Here is a 12,092-nt window from a genome sequence, read left to right on the forward strand (position 1 = left end):
GCCGGACGCTCCCGGTAATTTGGGTGCCGGTCCTGGGGTTTCGAACGGCGGTGGGAGCTGCCACGCGAGGGGGAGAACCGGGTGGCGGATACCCAGCTGCGCACGCACGAGCACGGTGCAGCCGATGGGGGGCCCTGGTACCGGCGTCCGGCCGGGTGGGCCTGGTTCGCCATCGCCGCGACCGCCCTGCTGTTCGCGACCCTCGCCTGGCGCCGCCGGTGGATGAGCGACGACGGCCTGATCGTGCTGCGCACGGTGCGCAACCTCTACGAGGGCCACGGCGCGGTGTACAACGCCGGCGAACGCGTCGAAGCGAACACCAGCACCCTCTGGACCTTCGTGGTCTGGCTGTTCGGGCTGATCCCCGGGACCGCGCTGGAGTGGGTGGCCATCGTGACCGGCTTGGTCTGCGCGGTCGGCGGGCTGGTACTGGCCATGGACGGCGCCCGGCGCCTGCACCACGCGGACGGCGCGCCCCGGTTCGTGGTGCCGGCCGGCGCGCTGCTGGTGTGCGCGCTTCCGCCGTTCCGCGACTTCGCGACCTCCGGGCTGGAAACCGGCCTGATCTCGCTCTGGCTCGGCGGCGCCTGGTGGCTCGTGGTGCGCCGCGCGACCGGCGCCACCGAGCGGTCGTGGCCGGTCGCGCTCGTGCTCGGCCTCGGCCCGCTCGTGCGGCCGGACCTGGCGCTGTTCAGCGCGGTCGGCTTCGCCGCGCTGTGCTTCGTCGCTTGGCGCGGCCCGCTGCGCGCCGTGGCGTGGCTCGCGGTCGCCGGCGCGCTGCCGCTGGCCTACCAGGTCTTCCGCATGGGCTACTACGGCCTGCTCACCCCGAACACGGCGGTGGCGAAGGAGGCCTCGGCCGCCCACTGGGACCGGGGGCTGCAGTACCTGGCGGACCTGGGTGCGCCGTACTACCTGTGGGTGCCGGTGCTGCTGCTGGCCGGTGCGTTCGCGCTGCTCGCGCGGCGCCTGCCTCGGACGCGGGTCAGTCTGGTGCTCGTCGCGTTCCCGCTGCTGGCGGGGGCGGTGCTGGCGCTCTACGTGATCCGCATCGGCGGCGACTTCATGCACGGCCGGATGCTGCTGCCCGCGCTCTTCGTCGCCCTGCTGCCGGTGATGGCGGTCCCGGTGACCCGGTGGACCGGGCTGCTGGCGGCCGGGGTCGGCGCGTGGGCCGTCGTCGCCGGGCTGTGGTTGCGCGTGCCCTACGACACGGAGGCGCGGCACTACGACCCGGCGACCGGCATCGCCGACGAGCGCGGGTACTGGTCGGCCGCGAGCGGCTTGGCGCACCCGGTCCGCGGCGACGACTACGCCGTCGTCATGGGGTTGGGAGAAGCCGCATCGATCCGCCGGGAACTGCCGTCGTCGCTGGTGATCGCCGACCACGGGAAGTGGCTGCGCTACCCGTCGGCGACGCCGGCCGACACCTTCGTGGTCGGCAGCATCGGCGCGCTGGGCGTGGTGACGCCACCGGAGGTCCGGGTGCACGACGTCTACGGCCTGGTCAGTCCGCTCGCCGCGCATTCGGAGCTGTCGCGCTCGGGGCGCAGCGGCCACGAGAAGAACCTGCCCCCGGCGTGGAACGTCGCCGACGGCGCCTCGTCCGGCGAGGGCACGCTCCCCGCCGACCAGATCGCCGCCGCCCGCGTGGCGCTGCAGTGCCCGGAGATCCGGGAAATGCTCGACTCGGTGCGGGCACCGCTCACCGCGAGCCGCTTCTGGGACAACCTGACCGGCGCGTTCCCGCGGACCGCGCTGCGCTATCCCGCCGATCCGCGCGAGGTCGTCTGCCGCTAGAGCGTCTCCGGCAGCGGTCCGGCCGGGTCTCGCCGGGGTTCCGCCGCGAGCACCGTAGCCGGGGCGGGCGCGGACCCGAACACCTCCGGTGGTTCCGGGAACAGCTTCACCAGTACCGGATACGCCACCGCCGCGGTCGCCAAAGTCACCAGCAGGCTGATGTCCACGCCACCCGCCACGTCACGCAGCGGTCCCGCGATCATCGGCGTGTTCGCGCACAGCAACCCCAGTGTCGTCGCCGGGATCCACGCCGCCATCGCTCGCCAGTTCACGCCGCGGGCGAACCAGTACCGGCCGCCGCGCCGGCCTTCGTTGAACACCTGCAGGTCGTCGACGTCGTAGAAACCGCGCCGCTGGACGAAGCCGATCATCATGATCACCATCCACGGCGAGGTGCACAGCACGATCAGCGTCGCGAACGCGTTGATGCTCGACACCATGTCCAGCACGAAATTGCCGACGAAGATGAACGCCACGCTCAACGTCCCGATCAGCAGCGTCGCCTGGACCCGGGACAGCCGCGGGAAGATCGAACTGAAGTCCAGGCCCGTGCCGTACAACGACGTCGTCCCCGTCGACAGGCCGCCGATCAGCGCCACCACGATCAGCGGGATCGCGTACCACAGCGGGGACACCGCCGTCAGGCCCGTGATGTAGTCGGCCGGGTCCGCCACCAGCGTCGCCGTCGCGATGCCGAAGCCGAACGGCAGCAACGTCGCCACCTGGGCCAGGAACGGCGCCGCCAGCAGAGAGCGCTTGCTGTACCGGGCCGGGATGTACCGGGCCCAGTCGCCGAGGAACGCGCCGAAGCTGATCGGGTTCGCCAGGGCCGTCAGCGCCGCCAGCGTGAACGTCGGCCAGAACGTGCCCAGCGCGTAGGTCCCCGTGCCCGCGTAGCCCGGGTCGAACGTGCCGCCGTAGGCCACGATCCCCAGCAGCATGATCACCGTGCCCAGGACCACCGCCACCCGGTTCACCAGCAGCATGAACCGGTAGCCGTAGATGCAGACCACCAGCGTCGCGAGCGCGATCACGCCGTACGCGAGGCCGCGCAGCACCGCGCCGCCGTCGAAACCGAACAGGCGCTGGGCCGCGCCGGCCACCGCGTCGCCGCTGACCCACACCGAAATCGCGAAGAACGTGATCGCCGTCAGCAACGACAGGAACGAGCCGACGCACCGGCCGACCACGCCGAAGTGCGCGCCCGACGACACCGCGTTGTTCGTGCGCGTGCGCGGTCCGAACAACGCCATCGGCGCCAAGACCAGGCCGCCGACGACGACGCCGAGCGCCGTCGCCAGCGCCGCGTCGCGGAAGCTCAGCCCGTACGCGATCGGCAGCGTGCCCAGGATGATCGTGGCGAACGTGTTCGCGCCGCCGAACGCCATCCGGAACAGGTCGCGCGGGCGGGACGTCTGCTCCGCCGGCGGGATCGGCGCGATGCCGTGCTGCTCGACCTCGGTGATCTTCTCGCTCATGCGAACCTCGTCATGACGTGCTTGACGCGGGTGTACTCGGCGAAGGCGTACGCCGAAAGGTCCTTGCCGTGGCCGGAGTGGCCGAACCCGCCGTGCGGCATCTCCGCCACCAGGGGCCCGTGCGTGTTCACCCACACGCACCCGAAGTCCAGAGCGGCCGACACCCGCGCGGCGACGCCGAGGTCGTTCGTCCACACCGACGACGCCAGTCCATACGGGACACCGTTGGCCAGGGACACCGCCTCGGCTTCGTCCGAAAAGGACTGGACCGTGGCGACCGGCCCGAAGATCTCCTCCTGGACGATCTCGTCGTCCTGACGCAGTCCCGAGATCACCGTGGGGGAGAAGTAGTACCCCCGCGAGCCGAACCGCGCACCACCGGTCTCGATCCGCGCGTGCGACGGCAGCCGCGAGATCAGGCCCTCCACGCGCGCGAACTGCGTCGCGCTGTTCAGTGGCCCGAAGTCGACACCCGGAGTCCGCGCCGCGGCAACCTTCGCCAGCGCGGCGACGAAGTCGTCGTGGATCGACGCGTGCACCAGCACCCGGCTGCCCGCCGTGCAGTCCTGACCGGCGTTGTAGCACGCGGCACCCACGATGCCCTCCGTGGTCGAGACCACATCGGCGTCCGGGAAGACCAGCAGGGGAGCGTTGCCGCCCAGTTCCAGGTGGGTGCGCTTGAGGTCGGCGGCCGCGACGGTCGCGACGTCGATGCCCGCCCGGGTCGACCCGGTGATCGACACCAGGGCGGTGACCGGGTGCCGAACCAGCGCCCGGCCGGTGTCGCGGTCACCAGTCAGCACGGTGAACGCGCCCGGCGGCAGGAACTCCGCCGCCACCTCGGCCAGCAGCACGGCCGTCGACGGGGTCGTCTCGGCCGGTTTGAGCACCACCGTGTTGCCCGCCGCCAGCGCCGGCGCGATCTTCCAGACCGCCATCATCAGCGGGTAGTTCCACGGCGCGATCTGCGCGCAGACGCCGACCGGCTCGCGGCGGATCACCGAGGTGTGGCCCGGCGCGTACTCGCCGGCCGCGGTGCCCTCCAGGTGCCGCGCGGCGCCGGCGAAGAACCGCAGCGCGCTCACGCACTCCGGGATCTCCTCGTCCACGACGACCGACCGGATCTTGCCGGTTTCGCGCACCTCGAGGTCGGCGAACTCCGACGCCCGCGCCTCGAGTGCGTCGGCGATCTTCAGCAACGCCAGCTGGCGCTGCGCCGGGGTGGCCCGGCGCCACTCCGCAAACGCTTGCGCGGCCGATTCGAGCGCCTTGTCCACATCGGACTGGGTGGCGATCGCGCTGGTGCCGAACACCTCGCCGGTCGCCGGGTCGGTCAGGTCGAGCGTGCGGGTCATGCCTTCTCCAGGTGGGTCGGCGCGAACAGCTTCAGCAACGCGGGGAGGACGACGACCGACGGGCCCGGCGTGCGCAGCGCCTCGGCGAGGTCCGCGCCCACGGTGTCCAAAGAGGAGAGCCGGGCGGGGACGCCGAACGAGGAAGCCAGCGCCACGAACTCGGGCCGGGCCAGCTCGGTGGCCGTCGTCTGCCCGAACGCGTCCGTGAGGTACTCGCGCAGCACGCCGTAGCCGCCGTCGTCGATGATCAGCCACGTGACGTCGAGGCCGTGCTGCACCGCCGTGGCCAGCTCGGCGACGCCGTACATCGCGCCGCCGTCACCCGACACGGCCAGCGCCGGGCCACCGGCCGCCGCGCCGCCGAGCGCGCCGGGCAGGCCGTAGCCCAGCCCGCCCGCGCCCTGCGCGGTGTGGATCGGCGCGCCCTCGGGGTTCCACGCCGACCAGGCCCAGTACGCGGCGATCGTCATGTCCCAGAACGTCTGCGTCCCCTCGGGCAGCGCCGCGCGGATGTCGTCGATCAGCTTGCGCTCGACGGCCAGGTCCTGGCTGTCCAAACGCGACTCGACCCGCGCGAGCAGCCCCGAGACCGCCTTCTCGGCCCGGCCGTCCGACGCCCGCATCGGCACCTGCTCCAGCAGTGCCTGGAGCGTGAGCCGCACGTCGGCGTGGATGCCCAGGGCGGGGTAGTTCGACTCCAGCTTGCCGAGATCGGCCTCGACCTGGATCACCCGGCCCCGCGGCGCGAACTCGCGGTAGTTGCTGGACAGCTCGCCGAGCCCGGAGCCGAGCACGAGCAGCACGTCGGCGGCCGCCAGGAACTCCGTCGTGTGCCAGTCCTCCAGCCACGACCGCCCGGACAGCTCGTGGTCCCAGCCGAAGACGCCCTTGCCGCCGAAGGTCGAGATCACCGGCGCGCGCACGGCTTCCGCCAGGGCCTTCAGCTCGGCGGAAGCGCCGGACCGCAGCGCGCCGCCGCCGGCGAGGATGACGGGGTTCGCGGCCGCGCCCAGCAGATCCGCCGCCGACGCGACCAGTTCGGGCAGCGGTTCCAGCGGCGGGGGAGCGGCCGAGACCGACGTGATCGGCGGGACCCCGGCCGGGCCGAGCAGCACGTCCTGGGGGATCTCCACCCACACCGGGCCGTAGGGCGCGGTCGCCGCCGACGTCCACGCTTCCCGCAGGGCCGTGGGGATCTGGCTCGCCCGCCGCACGACGTGCACCGACTTCACGACGCCGGCGAAGCTGGCCTGCTGGTCGGGCAGCTCGTGCAGGTAGCCGTGCCGGCCGCCGCCGAGCCCGGCGACCGGGACCTGGCTCGAGATGCCGAGCACCGGCACCGAAGCCGCGCGGGACTCCTGCAGCGAAGCCAGCGTCAGCAACGCACCCGGCCCGGTCGAGACGACCAGCGGCGTCACCGGCACCGGGCCGTCCGGGTCCGCCGCGAGGCGCGCCCGGGCGAACCCGTCGGCGGCGAAGGCGAGGTTGTTCTCGACGCGCCCGCTGAGCACGCGCAGGTCGCCGGCCCGCCGCAGCGCCTCGAACAGGCCCAGCGCGTGCTGGCCCGGCAGGCCGAACACCGTGTCGGCGCCCAGCGCGCGGAGGGTTTCGACGACGACGTCGCCGCCGATGCGGGTCATGCGTTCTTCCCGAGGGCGAGCAGGCTCACCAGGTCGTAGGCGACGTGGGAGGCCGCGATGGCGGTGATCTCGGCGTGGTCGTAGGCCGGGGCCAGCTCGACGACGTCCGCGCCGACGAGGTTGAGGTCCCGCAGCCCGCGCAGGATCTCCAGCAGTTCCCGGCTGGTCATGCCGCCCGCCTCGGGAGTGCCGGTGCCGGGCGCGTGGGCCGGGTCGAGCACGTCGATGTCGACCGAGACGTACAGCGGCCGGTCGCCGATCCGCTGCCGCAGCGCGTCCACGGTCTCGGCGACGCCGCGGCGCAGCACGTCGCCGGAGGTGACGATGCCGAAGCCGAGCCGGCGGTCCTCTTCGAGGTCCCGCTTGCCGTACAGCGGCCCGCGGGTGCCGACGTGCGACAGCGCGCTCGTGTCGAGGATCCCTTCCTCGGACGCCCGGCGGAACGGCGTGCCGTGGGTGTACGGCTCGCCGAAGTAGGTGTCCCAGGTGTCCAGGTGCGCGTCGAAGTGCAGCAGGGCGACGGGTCCGTGCTCCTTCGCCGCGGCGCGCAGCAGCGGCAGCGCGATGGTGTGGTCGCCGCCGACGGTCACCAGCCGCGTCCCGTTCGCTTGCAGCGCCTCGGCTTCCTGCTGCAGCGTTTCGATCGCTTCGCCGATGTCGAACGGGTTGACCGCGATGTCCCCGGCGTCGACGACCTGCTTCTCCTCGAACGGCGAGACGTCCAGCTCCGGGTGGTACGGCCGCAGCAGCCGGCTCGCCTCGCGGACGGCGGCCGGGCCGAACCGCGCGCCGGGCCGGTAGGACACCCCGGAGTCGAAGGGCACCCCGACGACGGCGACGTCGGCGCGTTCGACCTGGTCGATCCGCGGCAGCCGCGCGAAGGTCGCGAAGCCGGCGAACCGGGGGACGCGCGACGAGTCGAGGGGTCCGATGTTAGGCACTGGTGGGCTCCTGTTCCCGGTTTTCGATGGGTGCTTCCCGGCCGTTCAGACGGCGGGTCCAGACGGAGAGGATGGTCTCGGGAGTGCGGGGCGTCGCGAGGCTGACCGCCAGGTAGACGACCAGGCTCGCGCCGAGGCCCCAGTAGATCGGGGTGTTGGCGTCGACGCCGTCGATGATCATGAACGCGATCACCGAGACCGTGCCGGCGACCATCGACGCGTACGCGCCCTGCCGGGTGCCGCGCTTCCAGAACAGCGCGCCGACGATCGCGACGAGCAGGCCGCCGACCAGGATGTCGTAGGCGATGGTGAGCGCGTTGACGACGTCGTCGACGACCATCGCGATGCCGATGGCCAGCAGGCCGAGCACGAGCGTGGCGATCCGGTTGCGGCTGACCTCGCCGCCCTTCTTCAGGCCCAGCTTGGTGAGCAGGTCCGACGTCGTCGTGGTGGAACACGCGATCAGCGCGCCGCTCGCCGTCGACATCATCGCCGAAAGCGCGGCGGCCAGGACCAGGCCGCGGACCCCGGTCGGCAGCAGCCGTTCGACGATCGTCGCGAAGGCGTCCTGCGCGCTGGCGATGTCCGGGTAGAGCGCGTGCGCGGCGGTGCCGATCAGGGCGCCGGCCAGGCCGTAGACCAGGCAGTAGACGCCGGAGGTGATGCCGCCGGACGTCGCGATCGCGGGCGTGCGGGCGGTGAACACGCGCTGCCAGATGTCCTGGCCGATGAGCAGGCCGAAGGTGTAGATCACGAAGTAGGTGACGATCGTGTCGGTGCCGATCGAGGTGAAGCTGAAGAAGCTCGCGTCGAGCTTCTCGCTCATGCCGGAGAAGCCGCCGGCCGAGGTGATCGCCACCGGCAGGAGGATGGCCAGGATGCCGATGGTCTTGATGACGAACTGGGCGATGTCGGTGAGCGTGATCGACCACATGCCGCCGAGCACCGAGTAGAGCACGACGATCGAGCCGCCGACCGCGATCCCGGCCCAGTTCGGCAGGTCGAACAGCACCTTGAAGATGGTCGCGAAGGCCAGCGTCGAGGTGACCGTGAGCATCAGGGTGTAGCCCCACATGACGACGCCGGACACCGCGCTGGTGCGGCCGCCGTACCGCAGGTCGAGCATCTCGCCGACGGTGTAGACCTGCAGCCGCACCAGCCGCCGCGCGAACAGCGCGTGCAGCACGAGGATGCCGACGCCGATGCTCACGACCAGCCACATGCCGGAGATGCCGAACTTGTAGCCGAGCTTCACGCCGCCGACGGTCGACGCGCCGCCGAGGACGACGGCCGACATCGTGCCGGAGTACATGAACCAGCCCAGCCGCCGTCCGGCGACCAGGTAGTCGGACTTCGTCTTCGCGAGCTTCAGGCCGTACCAGCCGACCCCGAGCATGCCCGCGATGTACAGCGCGATCACCGCGTAGTCGCCGGTCACGGTGTCCTCCTCACGTCGTTTCGGGTCACCGTAGGTTCGCCCGCCACCTGTTCGGCATGGGATGATTCATCCCCATGTCGACATCTTCGGGGATGAAATGACCTCAAGCGCGGATTCGCTGTCCACGGAAGTGAATGTCCCGTTACGGGACGTGCTCGGCAACCGGGAGCTCGCGCTCGACGTCGTCCCCGAGACGCTCCGGCCGGGCGCGCTGGACGCCCCGGTGCGCTGGGCGCACGTGAGCGAGCTGGAGGACCCCGCGCCCTACCTGCTGGGCGGCGAGCTGATCCTCACCGCCGGGGTGAACCTGCCCGAGCGGATCGACCGGTACGTGCTCGGGCTGCGCGACGCCGGCGTGACGGCGCTGGGGTTCGGGCTCACCCCGACGGTGCACGAGACCCTGCCGGAACCCTTGCGCCGGGCGTGCGCGCGGCGCGGGCTGCCGCTGCTGGTGGTGCCCTCGCGCACGCCGTTCCTGGCGGTCAACCGGGCGGTGTCGGTGGCGTTGACCGAGGCCGGCCAGCGCGAGCAGCGGCGGATCACGGCGGCGCGCGAGACGCTCACGCGCGCGGCGGGCGGCGGGCTCGGCGAGCTGACGTCGGCGCTGGCGGCGGTGCTGCGGTCCTGGGTCGCCCTCGTCGGCGCCGGGGACGTGCTGGCCTCGGCGCACGACGCGCCGGCGCCGCTGCCGCCGGAAGTGCGGGAGCTGATGGCGACCGTGCGGGCGGGCAGCGGGATCCGGAGCGCGACCACCGAGCTCGACGGCGGGTTCGTCGTCGTCCAGCCGGTGTACCCGCAGGCCACGGCGTCGCACCTGGTGGTCGTCGGCAGGCCGGGGCGGCTCGACGGCGCCGAGCGGGCGATCCTCGCCGTCGGCGCGGCCCTGCTGGGCCTGGTCGGCCGCGCGGGCTCGGACGCGGCCGAGCTGGGCGCGGCGGCCACCGGCCTGCTGCTCGGCCGGGTGTCCCCGGGGGAGGCGGCCTGGTCGGTGCTGGGGTCGGAGGTGGTGCGGCTGGTCGCGGGCGCGGAGCACCGGCGGGGCCCGGACGAGGTGGCCCGGCGCCCGGACTGGCTGCGGGCGCGGCTGGACACCCCGCTCGTCGAGGTCGGTCCCGGACCGCGGTTCACGGCGGTCGCGCGGACGGCTCCGGCGCCGGAGGTGCTCGAGGACCTGCGCGAGCACGGCTGGCTCGCGGCGGTGGGCACGCCGGTCCCCGCGGGCCGGGCGGCGGGCGCGCTGGCGGAGCTGGACCTGCTGCTGGCCCGCGCCCGGGCGCTCGGCCGCGCGGTCGTCGCGGGCGACGGCCCGCCGGACCCCGGCTCGCTGCTCGATCCGGCCGCGGCCCGCGGGTTCGCCGCGAAGGTCCTGGAGCCGCTGGTGGCGCTCGACGAGGCGGGGGAGCGATCGCTGGTGCCGACGCTGCGGACGTGGCTGGCCCACCACGGCGGCTGGGAGCCGACGGCGGCCGAGCTGGGCGTGCACCGCAACAGCGTCCGGCACCGGATCGCCCAGGTGGAGAAGGCGCTGGGGGTGGATCTGGCGGACCCCGAGACCCGGATGCGGCTGTGGTTCGCGCTGCGCTGGGCCACGCCCGGTCCTTAAAGGGCACTCTCAGGAAAATATGGGATTGTGGGCTCGTGCGAGTTTTGGTAGTCGAGGACGAAGAACCCCTGGCCGACGCGATCGCCCGCGGGCTGCGCCGGGAGGGCATGGCCGTGGACGTCGCGCTCACCGGGGACGACGGGCACGAGAAGGCCGCCGTCACGCGGTACGACGTCGTGTTGCTGGACCGGGACCTGCCCGGGATGTCCGGGGACGAGCTGTGCCGCGAGATCGTCGCCTCCGGGGAGCTGACCCGGGTGCTGATGCTGACCGCGAGCAGCTCGGTGTCCGACCGCGTCGACGGGCTTTCGCTCGGCGCCGACGACTACCTCGCGAAACCCTTCGCCTTCCCCGAGCTGGTCGCCCGCGTCCGGGCGCTCGGCCGCCGGGCGACGCCGGCCGCGCCGCCGCTGCTGACCGCCGGCGACGTCGAGCTGGACCCGGCCAAACGCACCGTGCGGCGGGCGAGCGGGCCGGTCGAGCTGACGCGCAAGGAGTTCGGCGTCCTCGAGGTCCTGCTGCAGGCGGCCGGATCCGTGGTCAGCAGCGAAGAACTCCTCGAGCGCGTCTGGGACGAGAACGCCGACCCGTTCACCACGACCGTCCGGGTCACCGTCATGACGCTGCGCAAGAAGCTCGGCGAGCCGGGGATCATCGAAACGGTCGTCGGCTCCGGGTACCGGGTGCCGGAACCCGGCACGCCGCAGCGCGCGTGAACCTGCCGGGCACCCGCAGCCTCCGCGCCCGGATCACCCTGCTGGCGACCGTGCTGGTCGCCGCTGTCAGCCTGTTGCTGCTCTGGCTCGCCTGGACGCTGGTGCGGGACTCGCTCGACACGGTCCCGCAGATGCCGCCGGGCAGCACGGTCGTCGTCGACGGCGTCACGGTCGACGCGTCGACGCTCGCCGAGCACCTGCGCGTGCACGCCCGCGACCGGATGCTGCTGTTCGGGTCGATCGCGTTCCTGCTCGTGGTGGCGGCCGCGGCGATCCTCGCCTGGACGTTCACCTCCCGCGTCCTGCTGCCGCTGCGCGAGATCACCGGCACCGCGCGGCGGCTGTCGGTCGAGTCGCTGGGGGAGCGGATCGGCGAGGTGCGTCCGCGCGACGAGCTGGCCGTGCTGGCCGAGACGTTCGACGACATGCTCGACCGGCTCCAGGCCGCCTTCGACGCGCAGCGCCACTTCGTCGCGAACGCGAGCCACGAGCTGCGGACGCCGTTGTCGGTGATCCGCACGGAACTCGACGTTACCCTCGCCGACGAAGACGCCGACGAAGCCGAGCTGCGCCGGATGGGCGGCGTGGTCCGCGACGCCACCGAACGCGCCGGGCAGCTGGTGAACTCCCTGCTGCTGCTGGCCCGCACCGACGGCGCCGGGCTCGGGGTACGCGAGCGGGTCGACCTGGCGGTGGTGATCGACCGGGCCTGGCGCGCGGTCCGGCTGGAGGCCGAGAAGCGCGCGATCCGGACGACGTTCGCGGTGGTGCCGGCCCCCGCCTTCGGCGATCCGGCGCTGCTGGAGCGGATCGCGGGCAACCTGCTGGAGAACGCCGTCCGCCACAACGTCGAGGGCGGCTGGCTGGAGGTCGCGACGCAGTCGGGGCCGCAGTGGTCGACGCTGCGGGTCCGCTCGTCGGGCGGCCTGGTCGACCCGGCGACGGTGGCGGAGCTGTTCGAGCCGTTCCGCCGCGCGGGCGTGGCCCGGACGGCCCGCTCGGGCGCGGGACTGGGGCTGTCGATCGTCCGCGCGGCGGTGGCGGCGCACGGCGGAAGCGTGACGGCGGAACCGATCGTGGGCGGCGGCCTCGGGGTCACGGTCCACCTCCCCGTCCGGTAG

Annotated in this window: 9 protein-coding genes; 4 read left to right on the top strand and 5 right to left on the bottom strand. The window is 73.0% G+C overall.

What is annotated here, in order from left to right; all coding sequences use genetic code 11:
* Positions 1 to 81 precede the first annotated feature (81 nt).
* Positions 82 to 1,800: a hypothetical protein gene (locus tag ACWEVP_RS16450; protein ID WP_452063384.1), complete on the top strand. Its 1,719-nt coding sequence runs from the start codon at positions 82 to 84 to the stop codon at positions 1,798 to 1,800.
* Here the strand turns inward: ACWEVP_RS16450 and ACWEVP_RS16455 are convergent.
* From ACWEVP_RS16455 to ACWEVP_RS16475, 5 genes are read right to left on the bottom strand one after another with little or no spacing between them, the layout of a single operon-like run.
* Positions 1,797 to 3,278: a purine-cytosine permease family protein gene (locus ACWEVP_RS16455; RefSeq protein WP_452063385.1), complete on the bottom strand. Its 1,482-nt coding sequence runs from the start codon at positions 3,276 to 3,278 to the stop codon at positions 1,797 to 1,799. The genes ACWEVP_RS16450 and ACWEVP_RS16455 overlap by 4 nt on opposite strands.
* Positions 3,275 to 4,633 (bottom strand): aminobutyraldehyde dehydrogenase, encoded by a 1,359-nt coding sequence (locus ACWEVP_RS16460; protein WP_452063386.1) that lies wholly within the window; start codon positions 4,631 to 4,633, stop codon positions 3,275 to 3,277. Before ACWEVP_RS16460 ends, ACWEVP_RS16455 begins: the two co-directional genes overlap by 4 nt.
* Positions 4,630 to 6,273, bottom strand: coding sequence for a thiamine pyrophosphate-binding protein (locus ACWEVP_RS16465; protein ID WP_452063387.1), 1,644 nt, complete (start codon positions 6,271 to 6,273; stop codon positions 4,630 to 4,632). Before ACWEVP_RS16465 ends, ACWEVP_RS16460 begins: the two co-directional genes overlap by 4 nt.
* Complete coding sequence (gene speB, locus ACWEVP_RS16470) at positions 6,270 to 7,214, bottom strand: agmatinase (RefSeq protein WP_452063388.1); 945 nt, start codon at positions 7,212 to 7,214, stop codon at positions 6,270 to 6,272. The genes ACWEVP_RS16465 and speB overlap by 4 nt, the downstream gene beginning before the upstream one ends.
* Positions 7,207 to 8,652, bottom strand: coding sequence for a sodium:solute symporter (locus ACWEVP_RS16475; RefSeq protein ID WP_452063389.1), 1,446 nt, complete (start codon positions 8,650 to 8,652; stop codon positions 7,207 to 7,209). The genes speB and ACWEVP_RS16475 overlap by 8 nt, the downstream gene beginning before the upstream one ends.
* A 130-nt stretch (positions 8,653 to 8,782) precedes the next feature.
* Here ACWEVP_RS16475 and ACWEVP_RS16480 point away from each other — a divergent pair, with 130 nt between their 5' ends.
* Genes ACWEVP_RS16480 through ACWEVP_RS16490 form a run of 3 tightly spaced genes read left to right on the top strand, consistent with a single transcriptional unit; the run spans position 8,783 to position 12,092 of the window.
* Positions 8,783 to 10,255, top strand: a complete 1,473-nt coding sequence (locus ACWEVP_RS16480; protein WP_452063390.1) for a PucR family transcriptional regulator — start codon at positions 8,783 to 8,785, stop codon at positions 10,253 to 10,255.
* Positions 10,256 to 10,290: 35 nt separating this feature from the next.
* Complete coding sequence (locus ACWEVP_RS16485) at positions 10,291 to 10,971, top strand: response regulator transcription factor (RefSeq protein ID WP_043781112.1); 681 nt, start codon at positions 10,291 to 10,293, stop codon at positions 10,969 to 10,971.
* A complete protein-coding gene (locus ACWEVP_RS16490) occupies positions 10,968 to 12,092 on the top strand; it encodes a sensor histidine kinase (RefSeq protein ID WP_452063391.1) in 1,125 nt (374 codons plus the stop codon). The genes ACWEVP_RS16485 and ACWEVP_RS16490 overlap by 4 nt, the downstream gene beginning before the upstream one ends.

It is taken from the genome of Amycolatopsis sp. NPDC003865 (assembly GCF_053605345.1).